19 protein-coding genes and 4 tRNA genes are annotated in these 21341 nt (G+C 33.9%); all 23 read left to right on the top strand.

Annotated features, from left to right (window positions below):
- The first annotated feature begins 161 nt into the window (after positions 1-161).
- Complete coding sequence (locus BUA73_RS04740; protein WP_072902942.1) at positions 162-848, top strand: response regulator transcription factor; 687 nt, start codon at positions 162-164, stop codon at positions 846-848.
- Complete coding sequence (locus BUA73_RS04735) at positions 849-2264, top strand: sensor histidine kinase (RefSeq protein ID WP_084672066.1); 1416 nt, start codon at positions 849-851, stop codon at positions 2262-2264.
- Between the two features lie 22 nt (positions 2265-2286).
- Positions 2287-3387, top strand: a complete 1101-nt coding sequence (locus BUA73_RS04730; protein ID WP_143146972.1) for a PDZ domain-containing protein — start codon at positions 2287-2289, stop codon at positions 3385-3387.
- Positions 3388-3451: 64 nt separating this feature from the next.
- Complete coding sequence (gene pth / locus BUA73_RS04725) at positions 3452-4030, top strand: aminoacyl-tRNA hydrolase (RefSeq protein WP_072902937.1); 579 nt, start codon at positions 3452-3454, stop codon at positions 4028-4030.
- 16 nt (positions 4031-4046) lie between these two features.
- A complete protein-coding gene (gene mfd, locus BUA73_RS04720) occupies positions 4047-7559 on the top strand; it encodes a transcription-repair coupling factor (protein WP_072902935.1) in 3513 nt (1170 codons plus the stop codon).
- 104 nt (positions 7560-7663) lie between these two features.
- On the top strand, positions 7664-8683 hold the full coding sequence (locus BUA73_RS04715) for a SurA N-terminal domain-containing protein (protein WP_072902933.1): 1020 nt from the start codon (positions 7664-7666) through the stop codon (positions 8681-8683).
- A gap of 163 nt (positions 8684-8846) precedes the next feature.
- Positions 8847-9395, top strand: coding sequence for a stage V sporulation protein T (spoVT, locus tag BUA73_RS04710; protein WP_072902931.1), 549 nt, complete (start codon positions 8847-8849; stop codon positions 9393-9395).
- 216 nt (positions 9396-9611) lie between these two features.
- Positions 9612-11171: a putative polysaccharide biosynthesis protein gene (locus BUA73_RS04705; protein ID WP_072902929.1), complete on the top strand. Its 1560-nt coding sequence runs from the start codon at positions 9612-9614 to the stop codon at positions 11169-11171.
- Positions 11172-11187: 16 nt separating this feature from the next.
- Complete coding sequence (yabN, locus tag BUA73_RS04700) at positions 11188-12630, top strand: bifunctional methyltransferase/pyrophosphohydrolase YabN (RefSeq protein WP_072902926.1); 1443 nt, start codon at positions 11188-11190, stop codon at positions 12628-12630.
- Positions 12631-12731: 101 nt separating this feature from the next.
- Positions 12732-13043, top strand: coding sequence for an HU family DNA-binding protein (locus tag BUA73_RS04695; RefSeq protein ID WP_178139223.1), 312 nt, complete (start codon positions 12732-12734; stop codon positions 13041-13043).
- A gap of 69 nt (positions 13044-13112) precedes the next feature.
- Positions 13113-13373: an RNA-binding S4 domain-containing protein gene (locus BUA73_RS04690; protein WP_072902921.1), complete on the top strand. Its 261-nt coding sequence runs from the start codon at positions 13113-13115 to the stop codon at positions 13371-13373.
- A gap of 187 nt (positions 13374-13560) precedes the next feature.
- Positions 13561-13854 carry a sporulation protein YabP gene (yabP, locus tag BUA73_RS04685; protein ID WP_072902919.1) on the top strand — a complete coding sequence of 98 codons (294 nt, stop codon included), beginning with the start codon at positions 13561-13563 and terminating at the stop codon, positions 13852-13854.
- A complete protein-coding gene (gene yabQ / locus BUA73_RS14585; RefSeq protein WP_072902917.1) occupies positions 13854-14255 on the top strand; it encodes a spore cortex biosynthesis protein YabQ in 402 nt (133 codons plus the stop codon). Before yabP ends, yabQ begins: the two co-directional genes overlap by 1 nt.
- Positions 14256-14284: 29 nt before the next feature.
- On the top strand, positions 14285-14551 hold the full coding sequence (locus BUA73_RS04675; RefSeq protein ID WP_072902915.1) for an FtsB family cell division protein: 267 nt from the start codon (positions 14285-14287) through the stop codon (positions 14549-14551).
- 62 nt (positions 14552-14613) lie between these two features.
- Positions 14614-15036, top strand: coding sequence for a S1 RNA-binding domain-containing protein (locus tag BUA73_RS04670; RefSeq protein ID WP_072902913.1), 423 nt, complete (start codon positions 14614-14616; stop codon positions 15034-15036).
- A 160-nt stretch (positions 15037-15196) separates the two neighbouring features.
- Positions 15197-15285, top strand: a tRNA-Leu gene (locus tag BUA73_RS04665).
- An 8-nt stretch (positions 15286-15293) separates the two neighbouring features.
- Positions 15294-15369 (top strand) — tRNA-Met (locus BUA73_RS04660).
- 4 nt (positions 15370-15373) lie between these two features.
- Positions 15374-15450: transfer RNA gene (locus BUA73_RS04655), tRNA-Met, on the top strand.
- Between the two features lie 25 nt (positions 15451-15475).
- A tRNA-Leu gene (locus BUA73_RS04650) sits at positions 15476-15564 on the top strand.
- Positions 15565-15654: 90 nt separating this feature from the next.
- Positions 15655-16725 carry a sporulation integral membrane protein YtvI gene (gene ytvI, locus BUA73_RS04645; RefSeq protein WP_072902911.1) on the top strand — a complete coding sequence of 357 codons (1071 nt, stop codon included), beginning with the start codon at positions 15655-15657 and terminating at the stop codon, positions 16723-16725.
- 167 nt (positions 16726-16892) lie between these two features.
- Positions 16893-19283: a stage II sporulation protein E gene (gene spoIIE, locus BUA73_RS04640; protein ID WP_072902909.1), complete on the top strand. Its 2391-nt coding sequence runs from the start codon at positions 16893-16895 to the stop codon at positions 19281-19283.
- A gap of 90 nt (positions 19284-19373) precedes the next feature.
- On the top strand, positions 19374-20768 hold the full coding sequence (gene tilS, locus BUA73_RS04635) for a tRNA lysidine(34) synthetase TilS (protein ID WP_242942332.1): 1395 nt from the start codon (positions 19374-19376) through the stop codon (positions 20766-20768).
- Positions 20769-20776: 8 nt separating this feature from the next.
- A complete protein-coding gene (gene hpt / locus BUA73_RS04630) occupies positions 20777-21319 on the top strand; it encodes a hypoxanthine phosphoribosyltransferase (protein ID WP_072902906.1) in 543 nt (180 codons plus the stop codon).
- The last annotated feature ends 22 nt before the right edge of the window (positions 21320-21341 follow it).

Below are 21341 nucleotides of genomic sequence, written 5' to 3'. Positions count from 1 at the left end.
AGTGAGCCCTTTTTTTACTATGAAAATCAAGGGTATTTATGAAATATTAAATTTTGTTTAAAAAATATTTATTACTTTTTCTATAATTATCACACAAAGGACAAATTTTGTGGTAAATTAATATATATAGTTCTATACTTTTTTTGAATGGAGATGTTAAGATGGATGGGTTAATTGCAAAGGTATTAATAGTAGATGATGACATAAATATTTGCGAAGTAATAAAAATGTATCTTGAAAATTCGGGATATAGTACTGAAATCGCTTACAATGGCAAGGAAGCGCTTGAAAAATTCAGTCAGTACAAACCGGATATTGTAATCTTGGATATAATGCTTCCATATATAGATGGTATTGACGTATTAAAGGAAATAAGAAAAAACAACGAGGTACCAGTGATATTGTTGAGCGCAAAGGGAGATACCTTTGACAAGGTTTTAGGACTAGAACTAGGTGCTGATGATTACATGGTAAAACCTTTTGAACCTAAAGAACTCATTGCTAGAGTTAAAGCTGTCATGAGAAGGTACAATTCAGATAATACCAATAAAGAGGTTATAAAGTATGATGATTTAAGCATTGACATTAATTCTTATATAGTAGTATACAAGGGAGAGGAAGTAAAAATGCCTCCTAAGGAATTTGAACTTCTGTACTATTTAGCAAGCAATAAGAATAAGGTATTTACAAGGGAACAGCTTTTATGTGAAGTATGGGGATATGACTATCCCGGAGATTCAAGAACAGTTGATGTACACGTTAAAAGGTTAAGAGAAAAGCTTCATGGAACTTTAAAATGGCAGATTGAAACAGTGTGGGGAGTTGGCTACAAGTTTGAGGTGAAATAGTTGAGAAAGAACAGCTTATTTACTAAGATGGTTGAGACATATATGTGCATTGTTATTGCCAGTTTTATAGTAGTTACAGTGGTGTTGGCAATGTGGTTTAAGGACTATTATATAAAGCAGATTAAAAAGCAAATAGACGATCAAAGAGCGGTGATAGCCAACAAGGTGCAGATGTATAGAAATGGCTTTGTTTCCTATGAAGAATTGGAGCAGCTTCTTGTAGTTACATCGGGTTATTTTAAAGCTGATGTATGGGTATACGATTATCATGGCTTTATATGTTGTGTCTCAAAAAAAGAACAGCAGAATCTTTTGGGAAAATATCTTCCCAAAAATATAAGGACAAATGGAAAAATAGATGGATGCTATGAGTTGAAAACTACCTTTGAAAATATATATAATGACCCTGTTTACAGCCTTCAGTTTCCCTTAATAAGAGGAACTACCGATTATATGGGTGGAGTAGTTGTGAATATACCCTTCGAAAATATAAGTGGACCATTGAACAGGTTTTATTGGGTTATTTGGGTGGCTGCACTGGTGGTTATGATAGGCTCATGTATAGCGATATACATATTTTCACAAAGGACAATTATTAAGCCACTGAATAACATTAATACAGTGGCAAAAAAGATAGCTAAGGGTGAGGTTGATAAGAGAGTTGAAAACAACTCTGAAGATGAAATAGGTGAGCTCAGCAGTTCCTTTAATTATATGGCAGATTTTTTAGAAAAAATTGAGGAGAACAGAAAGCAGTTTATGTCAAATGTTTCCCACGAAATAAGATCTCCTATAACCTCTATTAAGGGTTTTATTGGGGCCATGTTGGACGGTGTTGTCCCAAAGGAAAAACACGACTATTATCTTCAATTAACCTACGATGAAATACAGAGGCTCACAAGGCTTGTAAATGAACTTTTAGATTTATCTGCACTGCAGGATGGAAAGTTTAAGCTTATCATTGATGAATTAGATATTAATGAGCTTATAAGGGTTACGGTTATAAAATTTGAGAGCAGAGTAATAGAGAAAAATCTAAATATTGATGTTTTATTCCATAAGGATAAATCTATGGTCTTAGGTGATAGGGACAAATTGGCACAAGTACTCACAAATTTATTGGACAATGCTGTGAAGTATTCGGATGAAAGTACGACTATAAGTGTACGAGTAAAAGAAAAAAACAAAAAATATGTTGTGTCTGTGAACAACAAATGTGAGCCTATACCTGAAGAGGAATTAAATAAATTATGGCAAAGGTTTTATAAAGGTGACAAATCGCGAACTGTTAAAAACAGTTCCGGATTAGGCCTTTCTATTGTGAGAGAAATACTTACTCAGTTAAATCAAGAGGTTTGGGTTGAGAACGAGGATGGAGGCGTAACATTCTCCTTTACCCTTGACAAGGTTAAATAAAGTGAATAGTGGAAGGGATAAAATGAAGGAAAAATCTGATGCATTAACTAATACCAATGCTAATAATGACAATTTGGACGTTTCTGCAATAAAATTCAGAAAGAACGAATTTAAATCCTATATGCGATTATGGGTGGTGGGTATATTATTCCTGTCAGTTACAATTGTATGTGCATTTTTGTTTTACCGCTCTCATACCAAAAATTACGAAGTGGCTAAAAGCGTTATACTTAAAGAAAAAAGTGGATCGCTTTATGCTGACATAACTAAAATCGAGTCAAGCAATGTAAGTATATCAAATTGTGTGGTGGTATGTGCGGATGATTACAAGGATATAGGACTTATTTTAAATAATAATGAATATGTAGTAACTAACCTTAAGCTTATATCTAAAGCAAAGAATATTTTTGTTAAATTACCTGGTGGTGGTATACTAAAGGGTGACATGATAGACAGTGATAAGCATAGAGGACTAGCGTATTTAAAAATGATTCCATACTTAAGTGGAGAAGAGGAAAATCTAGAGGATTTAGACCCAAAGCAATATATTCATTACAGTCAGTTGCTGGATTTAAATAAAAGAACATTTATCGAAAAAAAATTGGACAGAAGAAATATTATGATTGGCGGGCAGGATGTTTATTGCATTACTGCCAACGTGGAAGAGAGAAATATCACTTCTGCCGAAGAATACTATTTGCGTGGGATAGTATTGTGCAATCAATACGGAAACGTTCTAGGTGTTGATTTTATAAATGGACTTGAAATGAAGCCCGATGATATTTATAGTTTTGTGGATATGGACTTCATAGGTCAGGCTGTGAAAAGGGTTTCTGACGATGCGTATATGATGATGAAAAAACTGGGTATGGAAGTCAGCTCTGCCACTAATAAGGACAAATTTGTAGGTATATACGTAAAAAACATTGAGGATAAGAGTCCTATGTGCGTATCAGGGGTTTTTCCTACAGATATCATAACCAGCTTACAAGATAACAACATATTGAGCATGGAGCAATTTATATCTTTGTTGGGAATGTATAAAAATAATAATAAACTACGGATAAAGGTATTGCGAAATGACCAAGTTATACAAAAAACAGTAATTGTAAATTCAAACTAACTTTTTAAGCTTTAGATGGAGTAACATTTATCTAAAGCTTATTTAGATACCAAGGAGGAATTGGATGTTTTTGATAGTGGGATTAGGAAATGTTGGAAAGGAATACGAAAAAACTCGCCATAATATAGGCTTTGATGCTATAGAAAGTTTTAGTGAAAGGTATAATATACCAATTAATGGGGAAAAATTTAAAGGTACCTATGGTGAAGGCAGAATAAATGGAGAAAAAATAATTTGTTTAAAACCTTCCACTTATATGAACCTTAGTGGTGACAGTGTAAAGTTAGCCATGGATTATTATCATATTGATTTTAATAATCTTATTATATTGTATGACGATATTACTCTTGAACCGGGAAAAGTGAGAATTAGGGCAAAAGGAAGTGCCGGAGGGCATAACGGTATAAAGGATATAATAAAAAAGCTTGGCAGCGATAGTTTTTTTAGAATAAAAATTGGTGTAGGTGCTCCAAAGGACAATCTTGTAAACCATGTTATAGGAAGATTTTCTAAGGAGGATAGAAATTGCGTAGAAAAAATATTGAATATATGCCCAGATATTATTCAGTGCATTCTTGAAAAAGGAATTACAGAAGCCATGAACCAATACAACGGTGTAGACTACAGAAAAGCTGAAATATAATGGTGAGGTGCGTTTTATGAGATATAAAGGAATAATTGAACCTCTTATAAGGGATTCGTCGTTTCAAGAGGTTACAAAGTGTATCAGAAGTGACATCTATCCCGTGGAGATAGATGATATATCTGATTCAGCACGTGCCCTCGTTACAAGGGGCATTTATGAGAGCACAGAGAAATCAATACTGGTGTTGTGCCACAATGATATAGAGGCTAGAAATATGTATGAGGATCTTAGTATACTTGTTCCCAATACATATTTTTTGCCATGCAATGATATCGGTTTTTACAACTTAGATGCTATTTCTGGGGATGTAAGGTGGGAAAGACTAAAGGTTTTGCAAAAAATATTGGAAGACAATAAAAAAATAGTTGTCACAACCATGGATGCTGTGACGAGAAGATTTATCCCAATAAATATGTTTCAAGATAATGTATTTAAGCTTTCAGTAGGGGATGTGGTGGAAACAAATGCCCTAATAAAGAGACTTATAAATATAGGCTACGAAAGAGTTCTTACTGTGGAGCAAAAGGGTCAATTTTCTATGAGAGGTGGAATAATAGATATTTTTTCACCAGTAAACAGTATGCCTTATAGAATAGAATTATTTGATGATGAAATAGACTCTATCAGAATGTTTAATGCTGAGACTCAAAGGAGTACTGATAAGGCATTTGTGGTGAATATTTTCCCTGCAAAAGAGGTTATCTTATATGATGAAAATATAGAGCGGGGTATCAATTTAATTGAATCAGAGCTGGAATCCATATCAGAGGTGTTTAAAAAGGAAAATTTGAGAGAGGAACTTCAGAAGATAAGAACCATAACAAACATGAACTTAGAAGCTTTGAGGGAGAAATCCACCTTTGAAAACATAGATAGCTATTTGCCATATTTTTATGAAGAAACATCAAGTCTCTTAGAGTACATGGGGGACGTCCTAGTGGTGGTTGACGAGCCCAAGAGAAGTGTAGGAAGACTTGAAGCCATCTATAACCAATTTAACTATGACTACAATCTCTACATTAACAGAGGAGACATATTGACTGGTCAGGCAAATTTAATAATAGAGAAAGATAAGGTAATTGATAGCATTGAGAAAATGCCATTGATCACCTTTCAAGGCATTGTGAAACCTCTTAATGAGTTTAAAGCAGTTAAAAATATCAGTATTAACGCCATTACTTTAAATGGGTTCAATGGACAACTGGATTTACTATATGATTATATAAAAGAGAAAAAGTCGCTTAATTATAAAACAGTTATTTTTTCAGGAAGCAAAAGTAGAGGTCTTAGACTAATAGATACCCTTCGAGAGAGGAATATAGAAGCAGTTTATAGGGAAAAAGCAGAGGAGCTTTACCAGGGTGAAGTAATAGTAACGGAAGGTGTACAACATAAAGGATATGAATTTCCTGAGTTAAATTTGGCAGTGGTATCTGATAGGGACTTCTTTGGAGAGGTTAGAAAAAAAAGCGTAAAGAAAAAGCCAAAGAAGGGTGTAGGAAAAATTAAAAGTTTTACAGAACTGAAGCCAGGGGATTATGTGGTCCATGAGAGCAATGGTATAGGTGTATATAAAGGTATAAAGCAAATTGAGATAAAGGGTATAAAAAAGGACTACTTGGATATCGAATATGCTGGCAGCGATAAATTATATGTTCCAGTGTACCAATTAGATCTTGTTCAAAAATATATTGGCTCAGAAGGAAAAACACCTAAGGTAAATAAACTAAGTAGCATAGAGTGGACAAAGGCAAAGAAAAAAGCTAAAAAGGCAATAGAGGAAATCGCAGAAGAGTTAGTAAAATTGTATGCAGAGAGAAGCCTGGTGAAAGGCTACAAGTATTCAGGTGACAATGTATGGCAGAAGCAGTTTGAAGAAGAATTCCCTTATGTGGAGACTGATGATCAAATAAGTGCCATAGAAGATATAAAAAGAGATATGGAATCCGAAAAAATCATGGACAGACTTCTTTGCGGAGATGTGGGTTATGGTAAAACAGAAGTGGCATTAAGGGCTGCCTTTAAGGCTGTTATGGATGGAAAACAAGTTGCGGTACTTGTACCAACTACCATATTAGCAAAACAGCATTATAGCAATTTTCTAAAAAGGTTTTCTAGTTTTCCTGTAAATGTAGACATGGCATGTAGATTTAGAACTCCTTTGGAACAGAAAAAAACCCTAAAGAACCTTAGTGATGGTAGCCTTGATGTGATCATAGGTACCCACAGAATACTTCAGAAGGACGTAAAGTTTAAGGATCTTGGTCTTCTTATAGTTGATGAGGAGCAACGCTTCGGGGTGAAGCACAAAGAAAAAATCAAAGAGCTAAAGAAAAATGTAGATGTACTGACCTTATCCGCGACGCCTATACCAAGAACTCTTCATATGTCTCTTACAGGGGTGAGGGATATAAGTGTTATTGAAACTCCGCCGGAGGAAAGATTCCCAATACAAACTTATGTGGTAGAATTTAACGATCATATGATAAGAGATGCTATTATACGTGAGATATCAAGGGGAGGACAGGTATTCTTTGTTTATAATAGAGTTGAACATATACATGAAATGAAGAGTTATTTAGAAGAACTAATACCCGAGGCCAGGATAGGTGTAGGGCACGGCCAGATGACTGAAAGGGAATTGGAAAATGTAATGGTGGATTTTATGGACAATAAATATGATATATTGTTGTGCACTACCATTATTGAAACAGGCATAGATATTCAAAACTGTAATACAATGATAATTTATGATGCTGATAAGATGGGGCTTTCACAACTTTATCAGCTGAGAGGAAGAGTTGGCAGATCTAATAGAATCGCATATGCCTACTTTACATATAAGAAGGACAAAGTTATTACAGAAGTGGCAGAAAAAAGATTGAAGGCAATAAAAGAGTTTACGGAGCTAGGGTCTGGATTTAAAATTGCCATGAGAGATTTAGAAATAAGAGGAGCAGGAAACATGATGGGTTCTGCTCAGCATGGACAAATGGCTACCATTGGCTACGATTTGTACTGTAAGATGTTAGAGCAAGCTGTGGCAGAATTGAAGGGTGAAGTAGATGAAGAAAAGATGGAAACTTCTATTGAAATCAAAATAGATGCTTATATTCCAGATACCTATGTTTCATCACCATTGCAAAAAATTGATATATACAAGAAAATTGCTGCTATTGCCGAAACTCAGGATGTTGAGGATATTAGGGATGAACTAATAGACAGATACTCTGATATTCCAACGGAAGTAAATAACTTAATTGAAATCTCTTATATGAAAAGCTTGGCAAACAAGTTGGGAGTATGTGATATAAAAGAAAATGACGATAAAATCCTTTTTGTATTTGCTAGCAGAGATAAGTTGAGTAAAAACATCATAAATAGGATAATGAACAATTACAGAAACAAGCTAATGATAAAAATGGATGAAAAACCAGTGGTGATGTACAATATAAACTCTGTGAAAAGAGAAAAAATGTTAACAAAACTAATAGAAATATTCACAGATTTACAATGTCATGTTTAAATATTCTAATCAATGTGATAAAATATAGCATAAGAGCTTAACTAAATTAAAATAACTAAAAATTTGCGTACACAGTACATCATTAGGAAAAGGTGGGAAAACAATTGAAGAAAAGCAGAAAAATTATAAGCGCGGTACTTACACTATGCTTGGGACTTAGCATAACAGGCTGCAAAATGATAGAAAAAACGCCTGAAAGAATAGCAAAGCAAGTTGTATTTAAATTTGATGGGAAAAAGGTTTTGAGAGGTGATATAGATTCTAGAATAACATACCTTCGAAATTCATTGGAAAGCAGATATGGAAAAGATTTTGAAAAAAAGAAGGAAGCCCAAGAGCAATTACTGTTAGCAAGGGAAAATGTATCTAACGTCCTAATCAAAAATATGATTATTGACAAAAAAGTTAAAGAGTTAAAGCTTAAAGTTGATTTAAGTAAGGTAGATGAGGCCTGCGAAGCTAAATTCAAAGAAACTAAGGATAGTTTCAAAACGGAAGAAGAGTATAAAAAAGCTTTAGAAACAGAAAAACTCACAGAGGCAGTTTTAAAAGAAAGACTAAAAGATGACATAATAGCACAAGCTAATCTTGATGCCTTGTTTGCATATTACACCAAAGATGTGAAGGATGTGGGAGAGGATAAGGCAAAGACTTACTATGCTGCTAACCCTGATGAATTCACAGAGAAACAGAATGGATACAATTTATCACAGATAGTTTTAAACTCTAAAGAGGATGCCAATGCTGTAAAGGCAGAGCTTGATAAGGGAGCAGATTTTGAGAAACTTGTGGCTGAAAAGAGTGTAGATGAGGAGTCTAAGAAAAAGAAGGGTAAGGTAGACTTTATTCCTGCAAAACAAATTATGTATTCAAATCCCTATACAGAGTGCTCAACTAAAAAAACAGGAGATATAGTGGGACCTGTAGAGTCAGAAGGAAAATTTTATGTAATAAAAGTAGTTGAGAAGATTGATACTCCTGCAAAGCCTTTCAATGAGGTCAAGGAAGAAATTATTAAAAAGCTTACAGATGAAGAAAAACAAGCAAAATATGCTGAAGAGGAAAAGAAATTTATTACTGAAATGCAAAAAGATTTAAAGGTATACAAGGATAATTTAAAATAATAGCGTGAGTAAAGAGAAGTCATTATGGCTTCTCTTTATTTTTGAAAATAATTTGGAAAACCAGTACAAACTTGAATAAAAATATAAAAATGACAAATAATACTTTCATAGGCAAAAGATATGTAATTAATTCAATGTACATAAGAGAAAAGGAGTATGAGACATGAAGGCAACTGGAATTGTAAGACGAATTGATGATTTAGGAAGGGTGGTAATACCAAAGGAAATAAGAAAGACCCTTAGGATAAGGGAGGGTGATCCTCTAGAAATATTCACTGATAGAGATGGTGAGATAATACTTAAGAAGTATTCTCCTATGGAGGAACTTGGAAACTTTGCAAAGGATTATGTGGAGGCTTTACAGCAAGCAACTGGCGGAAATATTATAATTACTGACAAAGATTGCATTATTGCTGTGGCAGGAGCTCCTAAAAAAGAGTATATAGATAAAAAAATTAGCGCTGATTTGGAAGACCTTATGGAGGAAAGAAAAACGGTGATACTTGGCAAGGGTTCTGGTAAGGTAATAGAGCTTTATCACGATGAGCCTGTGGAAAAATATAAATATCAAGTGGTTTCTCCTATTATAACAGCTGGGGATACAGTTGGCAGTGTGGTTTTTTACACTGAAACTGAGGATGAAAACTTTGGAGAACTCCAAGTTAAACTAGGAGAAACGGCAGCAACTTTTCTTGGAAAACAGATGGAATAGTTTATTTTTAGGGTATGGAATTATATTCCGTATCCTTTTTTTACGGAGTAGGACTTCAATATCAAATGTGTTGTAATAATAAAATACTAAGTGAAATAAACTTTAATAAGGTGAAATATCGTTGAAATCTACATTCAATGAATAATCCAATCTAGATGAAAGAGAGGTGAAATGTGGTGGGACCACGGATGATATGTTAGAACCCGCCACTAAATCATGAAAAAACAAACCTTAATTAAAGGAACTTTAATCCTTGGTATGGCTGGAGTGTTCGCAAGATTTCTTGGGCTATTTTTCAGAATTCCCATGCAAATTCTTCTTGGAGATGAAGGAATGGGGTATTATCAAATGTCATATCCCTTGTATATGACATTTATAGCTGTATCTTCGGGGATCCCCATAGCTGTTTCTAAAATAATATCTGAGATGAGCGTGACCAATGATATATGCGGTATGAAAAGAGTTGTACGAGGAAGTTTTTATATAATGATTCCTATAGCTGCTTTTTTTTCTATTGTCTTGCTTATATTTGCTAAAAGTATAATATTGTATCTAAACTGGGATATGAGATCCTACTATGCTTTGATTGCCACTGCCATGGCACCTATTTTTGTGGTTATTATGGGGGTATATAGAGGTTTTTTTCAAGGACTACATAATATGACTCCCACAGCAGTATCTCAAATATTAGAGCAAATTGGAAGGGTCTTAGGCGGCGTTGCTTTGGCCTACATATTTATTGATAGGGGATTAGAGTATTCAGCAGGGGGGGCGGCACTTGGTGCACTTGTTGGAGCTGTTATAGGATTGCTGTATTTGCTTATAAAATTCAATAAAAGTGTGAAGATAGATTTATACGAAAAGGATAAACCCTCATTGTCCACAAAGGAGTCCAAACATATAATAAAAAAAATATTAAAAAATGCAGTTCCATTTTCCTTTGGTTCTGTTATAGGAACTATTATGAGTCTTGTGGATTCAATTATTGTGCCTAGCAGGCTTGTTTTGGCGGGGCTTACTACTAGGGAATCAGCTATACTGTATGGGCAGCTAACTGGCAAGGCTTCTACTATAAGCAACGTCCCACTGGCACTTTCTATGGCAGTTTGTACTACTATAGTCCCAATAATTGCTGAGGCTTATGTAAAAAATAATAAAGCTGAGTTAAAAAATAAAATAGAGACATCTATAAAAATGGGATGTGTTATTTCTATACCTTCAGCTATGGGTTTGTTTTTTTTAGCATTTCCTGTGATAAATTTAATTTTTAGAGGAGATGCGGGAGGCTATGAGATATTAAAATACATGGCTATTTCAATTCCCTTTATTGTAATGACTCAATGCACTACAACTGTGCTGCAAGCTACAAACAATTTTTATGAACCTATAAAAAATCTTACAGTGGGGTGTGCTGTCAAAATAGTTCTTACATATGTTTTGACTTCAATCCCTAACATAAATATATACGGTGCAGTCATAGGTTCCACAGTGGGATATATAGTAACTTGTATACTAAATATGAGGTTGATTAAAAAGAGGTTAGACTTAAAAGTGAGTATATATAAGACTACAATAAAACCTATGTATGCAGCAACTTTTATGAGTATAGCCGTTATATTATCATACAAATATTTTATAGATACTATTAAAAGTTATAATATTGCTTGTATTGGGGCTATATTAGTGGGTATAATAGTTTATGGCATATTTATATTTATATTAGATATTGTTTCTTTAAAGCAAGTAAAGAAAAGAATTATGAGAAACAGAATTTAAACAATGGAGGGAATTTATGATAAAGATAGTAGGACTAGGTCCTGGGGATAAAGAATCTCTTACCATGGGCACAATAGATTGTTTAAAGCAGTGCAAAAATATTTTTTTTAGAACAGAAAAACATCCCACTGTGGATTATATAAAAGACTTGGGTATTAATTTTCATTGTTATGATGACGAATATGAAAGTAAGGAGAGTTTTGACCAAGTATATCAATCCATTGCTAGAGATTTAATATGCAGAGAGAAAAAACTAGGAGATATAGTTTATGCAGTGCCAGGCCACCCCATGGTAGCTGAAAAATCTGTAAGATTGCTTATTGACATTTGTACTGCAGAGAATATAAAATATAGTATACTACCAGCTGTAAGTTTTCTAGAAGCTATGATGCAAGCTCTTCACATTGATCCAGTACAAGGTTTGAGGGTTATTGATGCTTTTGAAGCGAGGAACTGCAAATTAAGCAATAAAGAAGCTGTGGTCATTACTCAAGTATACAATAAGTTTATGGCCTCAGAGGTAAAGCTTGCCCTATGCGAGTACTACCAAGAGGAAGAAGAAATATACTTTGTAAGAGCTGCGGGTATTAAAGATGAAGAGAGCATAAGGAAAATCAAGATATACGAGTTAGATAGACAGGATGATATAGATTATCTTACATCCTTATATATCCCTGCTGGTATAAAAGCCTATGGAGATTTTTATGAACTAGTGAGTATAGTGAAAAAGCTTAGACAGCCCGATGGATGCCCCTGGGATAAAGAACAAGATCATTTTACAATTAAGAAAAATCTTCTTGAGGAGTGCTACGAGCTAATAGAAGCTATAGAAAATAGGGACGAAGAATCCCTTATTGAAGAACTTGGGGACGTACTTTTTCAAGTGGTATTTCACTCTCAAATTGGTAGCGATGACGGATATTTCAACATATATGACGTAACAGATAGAATATGTAGAAAGATGATTGAAAGACATCCACATGTATTTAGCAATTTAAGTCTTGACAGCACGGAAAAAGTGTTAGATAATTGGGACAGCATAAAAAAGCAAGAACAAGGATTGAAGACTTATACCGATGAATTAAATCATGTAGCAAAAACTCTTCCTGCTCTTATGAGAGCAGAAAAGGTTCAAAAGAAAGCAGCCAAAGTTGGCTTTGATTGGAATTGTGTTGAACCAGCCTTAGAGAAGGTGAAGGAAGAATTTTACGAGTTGCTTCAGGTATATAATTGTGAAAATATGTCAAGAATACTAGATGAAGTTGGTGATTTACTGTTTTCAGTTGTGAATGTGTGCAGATTTCTTAACATAGATGCTGAAGAAGCCTTATCTCACACCACAGATAAGTTTATTAAAAGATTTAGCTTTATTGAGGATGCTGCAAGGGAAAAAAACATAGATATGAAATCTATGACCTTAGAACAGATGGATGAACTTTGGGAAGAAGCAAAAAAATAAAGAATGTCGTTATATTGCTATTTATATAGCTTTATATAAAAAAATATTGTGAAAAAGAAGGATTTTATTAATCCTTTGGAGAATAAGCTATTTTATGGTGTGTGAAATACACATGTCAATTTAAGGAGGTAACTAAGGTGAATAAAGCGGAACTAATTACAATTATGAGTGAAAAAGCAAATTTAACTAAGAAGGATACTGAGGCAGCATTAAAGGCATTTATTGAAGCTGTTGAGGAAACTCTTGAGAAAAACGAAAAAGTACAATTAATTGGATTTGGAACTTTTGAAACAAGACAAAGAGCTGAGAGAGAGGGCAGAAACCCTAAGACTAAGGAAACTATAAAAATACCAGCATCAACAGCTCCAGTTTTCAAAGCAGGAAAAGAGTTCAAAGAAAGAGTTAATAAATAGTTTTTACTATCTTAAAGCTTGGATTATTGTACATAGTCTAGGCTTTTTGTTTTATTAAGGTGGGATAATATGAGATTAGACAAGTATCTTAAGGTATCTAGGATTATTAAGCGAAGAACAAAGGCAAAAGAGATTTGCGACAGCGGTAGAGTTTACATCAATGATAAGGTTGCAAAACCCAGCACAGAAGTTAAAGAAGGAGATGTCATCTCCATTGTATTTGCTAAAGACACGTTAAAAGCGAAAATAGTCAACATAGCTGAACATGTTAGAAAAGAAGAGTCAAAGCAGATGTATGAAATTATTTCTGGTGCAGATGCAGAAGAATAATCTAAAATAAAAATAGTGAACACAAGAAGAATTGAAGTTAGAAAAAGGACACTTTTTATAACTCTCAATTCTTTTTTCATTAATGGAGAAACTTTTGTGCATTAAATTTACCCGTAGGCATATATATATATTGATATTTATATTTGTAAAGGGAGGCAGTTGTCATGGAAGTGGCGACTAAAAATGTATGGAATCAAGAAAAGATAATAAGCTTCTAGAAAATAAGGGCAATATAGATATTGTAGATAGAAAAAGGATTAATATAACAGGGGTTTGCGAAGTTATCAATTTTAATGAGGATGAGATAAATCTCAGCACAAATTTAGGTGGATTAAACATAAAGGGAGAGAATTTAAAGATGAATAAACTAGATGTTGCCAATGGGGAAGTGAGCATTATAGGGACAGTTAACTCCCTTACGTATAAGAATAATAAGAACTACAATAAAAAAGACAGTATTGTAGCTCGATTATTTAAATAATGATTTTAAATTTAAAGTTTCAACTCACCTTATTTGTTTTTAGCCTTTTATCAGGTATAATGATAGGTATATTTTTTGACATATATCGTATGATAAGAGGCATAAATTCCCCCAATAATATCATCACCTTTATTGAAGATCTGTTATTTTGGCTATTGATGTCTACAATTGTATTTATTTTTCTGTTGTACACTAATTATGCATATGTTAGTATATATGTGTATGTATTAATTTTTTTTGGAATGTATTTATATTTAATGCTATTCAGTCGATATATATTAAAGACACTTATAATTCTTAAAAATATCCTATTGAAAGTTTTAAGGATTACATTCAAAAACTTGTTTTTTGTCTTCGAATTGATTTTTAGCGGTTTTAAGAAAATATTTATTAATAAATAATTTACCAAATGTGAAAGGTGTGATATACTATGAAAAGGTTAAAAAAGAAAAATATATTATATGTAGTTGCCATAGTATACGTCCTTTATACCTTTGCGAGTCAAGCTATTACTTTGCAAAATCAAAAAAAAGAAATAGCAAAATACAACCAAGAATTGCAGAGGGTTAAAGCTGAGAATCAGCAGCTGCAAGATGATGCTAGCATAGCCGATACAGATGAATATTCTGAGCGCCTTGCAAGAGAACGCTTAGGTCTGGTGAAGGATGGAGAGGATATCATTATACCAAAGAAGTAGTAGGATTTTTAAAATACATTTTTATAAATATTTTTGTTTAATTTAAGGAGGATACTTTTTCAATGTCTTTACAACCAGGAAACATTTTAGAAGGCAAAGTGGTTAATATTACAAAATTCGGTGCATTTGTTGAGGTGGAGGATAAAATAGGTTTACTACATATATCTGAAATATCTAAGACCTTTGTGAAAGATATTACGAAACATTTGCATGAAAATGATGTAGTAAAGGTTAAGATCATAGGTATAGATGATTCGGGGAAAATCAGCTTATCAATAAAACAAGCTGAAGAAGAGATGGCAAAGAAGGCTAATGCACCGAGAGAGATTGATTGGGACAAGGAGAAAGAAAAATGTAAAGTCAGTCCCACGAATTTTGAAGACAATCTTTCTAAGTTTTTAAAAGAAAGTGAAGAGAGATTCAAGGAAATGAAGACTTACAAGCTATCCAAGAATCAGAGTACAAGTAAAAAAAGAGCAAAATAGCTTTAAATTTAAAGAACCTTGATAAAAGGTTCTTAATTATTTTTACTAAAGATTTTTTTTATAGAAATTTAAATTTATAAAAAAGTGTTGACATGAAAAACATATTAATATATAATAACACTTGTCGTTGGTTTCATAAAACCAATACAAGGTTATTTATGCTGGAGTGGCGGAACAGGCAGACGCACAGGACTTAAAATCCTGCGGGACTAACCTCCCGTACCGGTTCGATTCCGGTCTTCAGCACCATATAATAACGCGGGGTGGAGCAGTTGGTAGCTCGTCGGGCTCATAACCCGAAGGTCGTAGGTTCAAGTCCTGCCCCCGCAACCAATGTGGCGGAATAGCTCAGCTGGCTAGAGCATTCGGTTCATACCCGAAGTGTCGTAGGTTCAAGTCCTATTTCCGCTACCATTTTTTTTATTTTAAAATTCAATATGCTGGAGTGGCGGAACAGGCAGACGCACAGGACTTAAAATCCTGCGGGACTAACCTCCCGTACCGGTTCGATTCCGGTCTTCAGCACCAAAACACTAGAATTTCTATGGAACTCTAGTGTTTTTTGATATTATATAGGTAGGAGGGTGGGGCTGTATAAGTATAGCCTGTGGAGATAAAATGAATATTGAAAAGAAGAGAGCCTTTATTATTGACTTTGTTTATGCTGTTATTGTTATAATGCTTGTATACATAGGTATAAAATACGTTGTACCTAAATTTATGCCTTTTATAATAGGGTTAGCCGTTGCCATGATATTAAAACCTTTGATAAATTTTATCTCAAGGAAAACGGGCATAAAGAGAAAACCGGTAGCTATGATTATGGTGCTAATCTTTTACGTAGTTATAGGAAGTATACTTACCCTTATATCTATAAAATTGTTTGGATCTTTAAGGGTGGTATTGGGTAAAATTCCCGATATGTACTCAGAAACAATAAAACCTGCCATTTTGGATTTGTTTACAGCTCTACAGAACAAATTATCATCCATTGATCCATCTTCGGCCAAAGCAGTACAAAACATTGTAGATAATTTTTCAGAGCATTTGGGTGGTATAATATCCACTATTTCTTCAGGTCTCTTAGGAGTGCTTTCATACACGGCGTTTTTACCTGGGATTGTTATAGGCATTGTATTTTCTATAATATCTTCCTTCTTTTTTGCTGTAGACTATGAGAAGGTAACAGGTTTTATATTAAAGCAGCTTTCACCTAAAGTGAAAGATATTTTGTTTTCAATAAAGAATTACGTTGTGGGTACAGTGCTACAATTTATAAAAGCCTATGGAAAAATAATGTCCATAACTTTTGTGGAATTATTTATAGGGTTTACCATACTGAGAATAGAAAATGCCTTTACTATTTCTCTGATAATTGCCTTGCTAGATATAATGCCAGTGTTAGGTACTGGAGGAGTAATGATTCCCTGGGTGCTTGTAGAGATAATTAAAAGGAACTTCCCTTTGGCATTTGGATTGGGGTTATTATACATAGTAATAACAATTATACGAAATATTATAGAGCCTAAGATCGTAGGGGATGAGGTTGGATTACATCCATTGATAATGCTTATATGCATGTTCCTAGGTGTAAAACTTTTTGGGGCTCTTGGATTGTTCCTTATGCCAATAACTGTGGTGGTCATAATCAATTTAAATAGTACAGGAAAGATAAATTTATTTAAATAAAGAATAAGGTTTTACGAAATCTGTAGAGTTTTCTACAGATTTTTTTTATAAAAAATATATCGTAATATGTCTTACGAAAGTTCATATTCATGTACATAAAACGACAAAAATATCTCAAAACAACTGGTATAATATGGATACAAAAATATCTAGTGAGGTGTTATTATATGCAATATGGAATAGAGATATTACCTTATAAACGTTCAAAACAAAAGAAGAGTGATGAGGGAGGCAAAAATAAAAAACAAAGAGTGTTAGAAGCTGCCAAACCCTATATATTTTTTGGGTTACTCACTTTTTTATTTTCTAGAGTAAGGCTCATAAATGGAATGGCCCCTTTTGGCATCGCTTTTATACTTTGCATGGCAACGGGTGTGTCTAAGGAGATTTTTATATCAGTGAGTGTATCAGGAATTTTAGGTTACCTTACACTTATGAACAAAATAGATTTCATTGGCCAGTACATAATATGCTGTAGTGGGCTTATTTTACTCAATAATCTGTTGGGCAAGGAAAAAATTAAAATTAGATTTATTTCTATGACAAGCTACATATTTACAGAGTATGTAATAATGAAGATCTTGTTTTTTAACTATAGTGTTGTAAGTGCTTTAATTTACTCTCTTATGGAAATTGCCATAGTTCTGTCAGTATATTATATTATAAATAAAGGAATATTATGCTTTAAAGAAATGGACAATAGGAGATTGTATAGCAATGAAGAGTTGATAAGCATGGCTGTTATAATGGCCATAGTCATAACAGGTACATGGGGTATAAAGATAATGAGCGTAAGTTTAATCAACGTTATTGCACTATACTTTATTGCCATGGCGGGGTATATATGCGGAGTAGCCAAGGGAGCTGCCATAGGGGTTACTCTAGGAGTAATTGTAGGTATGACACTTGGAAACATGGCTGTATATATATCTATATTTGGAACTTGCGGCATTATAGCAGGGGTCTTTAAGGATACAAACAAGTATTTTATGTTGTTGGCATACGTAACTACATTTTTTATTATGCAAATATCTATGAACGGTAGGAGCCAGCTTTTAGGGGTGGAATTAGTATTAGCTGTTGTGGCCCTTGGGTTTACATCAAAAAAGTGTATTGATAAGCTTAATATGGATTTTAATTTTGAGTTTAAGAGGGAAGAAATAAAAGAAGATTATTCTGAGAAGATTAGGGCAGTGTACCATGGGCGGATGAAAAATCTTTCCGGATTGTTGTATAACATATCAGAAACGTTGGACAACCTTGTTGACAATGAAAAACTAGAGTTAAAAGAAAAAAGTTCTGCCATAATTGAGAACTTGGCGGATAGGGTTTGCAGTAAGTGTTCTATGAGAAGTACATGTTGGAAGAGAGAAATGCATTACACCTATTCGGCTTTCTCACAACTAATACAGAATTATCAAGAAAATATAAAAGAAATACCATTTGAATTGGAGAATAAGTGTATAAATAGAACCATATTAATGAAAAATACAGAGGAGATTGTAAATAAATATATTCTAGAAGAAATGAAACACAATAGCCTTTGTGAAGGAAGAGAGATAATAGCAGCTCAAATGAATAATATGGCCCACACTATAAACGATATAGGTGGCGAGATTGGTGATAAGATATATATAGACATAACTCTAGAGACTAAAATAAGAAGGCTTTTAGACAAGAATTCTATACCCTATCTAGATGTGATGTGTATAAGAGAAGGTGCTCATAGGAACACAGTAAAGATAGTTGTAAGGGCTATAGCGCAGAAGTATTGTCAAAAAGAAATTCTAAGTCTTGTAAGTGAGGCCAACAATTCTCCAATGATCATAAACAAAGAAGGTTGTGTAATAGACAGCTCTAAGAATACCTGTACTGTGGTGTATGAAGAAACTCCTAAGTACCACATTGATACTTATGTGGCTGTGAAATGCAAAGAGGGTGAGAATTGCAGTGGAGATAGCTATATGTTTGAAAAGTTAAGGGATGGAACTCACCTAAATATAATAAGCGATGGCATGGGGACTGGTCCACAGGCAAAAATCGAAAGTGAGGCCGCTGTGAAGCTTATTCATGAATTCTGTCAAAGTGGTTTTAGCAAAAATGCTGCCATCAGCACAATCAATTCAATCATGGGTATTAAATTCTCTGAGCGAGAAAAATTTGCTACTATGGATCTTTGCAGCGTGGATTTGTACACAGGTGAGGCTCAGTTTATGAAGGTAGGAGCTGTGGACAGTTTTGTAAAGAAGAAGGGGAAGGTGAAGGTTATAGGGTGCAGCTCTTTGCCTTTTGGCATATTAGATAAAGCAGATGTGCAGGTTGAAGAGGTGGATTGCGAAAATGGGGACCTTATTGTCATGGTAAGCGATGGTGTTATAGATTATAACGAAAGTGACAATCTGGACAGCAATTGGATGGAGCAATACATGAAGACTACAGAATTAAATACTCCTAAGGAGATTGCTATGGATATCTTAGAACAATCACTTTCTAGAAACAATGATAAGGTTAAGGATGATATGACAATACTCGTTTCAAAAGTTTACGCTGTATATTGATGTTAAAAATATTGTATAATAGTATTGCATTATATGAGAATAATAAATATAATTAGTTTTAACGTTAAAAATATTGAGGAAATGATTGAAATGATTGAAATGATTACAGAAAGAGTGTATAAATATATAATTGAGAATAGTATGATCAGTGAAGGCGATAAGGTTCTCGTAGCATTTTCAGGAGGCCCTGATTCAGTATGCCTTTTAAATTTGTTATATGAACTACGTGAAAAGCTTAAAATAACCGTAAGCGCTGCTCACCTAAACCATGGTTTAAGAGGATGTGAAGCAGATAGTGATGAAATGTTCTGCAGAGAATTTTGTAAGGAAAGAAATATACAGTTTTTTTCAAGAAAAGTCATGATAGATGAAGTCCGTGTAGAAAAAGGGGTATCTTGTGAGGTGGCGGGTCGAGAAGCCAGGTACTCCTTTTTTCAAGAGCTTAAAAAACAATATGATTTAAATAAAATTGCATTGGCACACAATGCCAACGATCAAGCAGAGACTGTTTTGCTTAGGATGGTGAGAGGCACTGGAATCCATGGATTGTGTGGAATTAGACCTGTACGGGATGGTATTTATATTAGGCCAGTGCTGTGTTTAGAGCGAAATCTTATAGAAAAGTATTGTGAGGAAAAGGCTTTGAGTCCTCATATCGATAAAAGCAATCTAGAAAACATTTATACGAGAAATAAGGTGCGCCTTGAACTTATACCCTATTTAAGGGATAATTTTAACTCTGATATTGTGGGTACTTTAAATAGGCTTTCTCACGTGATGCAACAGGAACAAGAGCTGATTGACACCATCATGGTGAGATACTATGATATGTACTGTACAAACAACTTAGGTGAGGTTACAATAAAAAAGGAAGCTTTTAAAGAAGAAGATGGTTTATTGTCACAATTAGTTAGAATATGTTATGAGAAATTCAATGGACATCTTAAGAATTTAGAAAAATGTCATATTTTTGATGTTATTTCCTTGGGAAGGGGTAACACAGGAAAGTATATCATGTTGCCCAATGGAGTAAGGGCATACAATGATTACGGCGATGTCATATTCCGACGTGGCGAGGCTCTTGAAATTCAAACCCAAAGGGAACAGGAGTATGTTCTCAGTTTGGAAAAGGTGAATATTGTCCAAAATATGAAAATTACTATGGAAATTATTAATAATCATAAAAAAATTAAATTTGATGACAATAATTTATACAAAAGATATTTCAATTATGATAAAATAATAGGAAGTATCTATTTAAGGTACAGAAGAGAAAAAGATGAATTTAATCCGCTGGGTATGAAAGGGACAAAATCTCTTAAAAAGCTTTTTATTGATATGAAAATATCTAGAGATCAAAGAGACAATATACCGCTCATTTGTTTTGGTGATGATATTGCTTGGATTGTAGGGTATAGGGTATCGGAAAAGTACAAAATTACAGGCCATACACAGCGAGTATTATGCATAAATTTTGAGAGGTGAGTATTAAGATGATGAATGATATTGAAAAGGTACTTTATACGGAGGAACAACTAAGAGAAAAAGCTAGGGAGATTGGTCGAAGGGTAAGTGAAGATTACAAAGGCGAGGAATTAGTTGTTGTTGGAATATTAAAGGGCTCTATTATGTTTATGGCAGATGTTTTAAAGGAGATTACTATACCGTGCGTTATGGATTTTATGGCTGTATCGAGCTATGGAAACTCCAGCACTTCATCGGGGGTTGTTAGAATACTTAAGGATCTTGACCAGCAAATAGAAGGTAAGCATGTACTTATTGTTGAGGATATAATAGATTCAGGTACTACACTTAAGTATCTTGTAAAGTATTTTGCAAATAAAAACACGAAAAGTGTAGAAATCGCATGTTTGTTAAATAAACCGGAGAGAAGGAAAGTTGAACTTGACATAAAATATTTAGGATATCAGGTTCCAGACTATTTTCTTGTTGGATACGGCCTTGATTTTGCCGAGAAGTATAGAAACCTTCCGTATATAGGCATACTAAAACCAGAGGTATACGAGGGTAAATAAATATACTTGTTGTAAATAAAAT

Origin of the sequence: Hathewaya proteolytica DSM 3090, from assembly GCF_900142225.1 — a bacterium.
Taxonomy (GTDB): Bacteria; Bacillota; Clostridia; order Clostridiales; family Clostridiaceae; genus Hathewaya; species Hathewaya proteolytica.
This window is presented reverse-complemented; position numbering and strand designations above follow the sequence as displayed.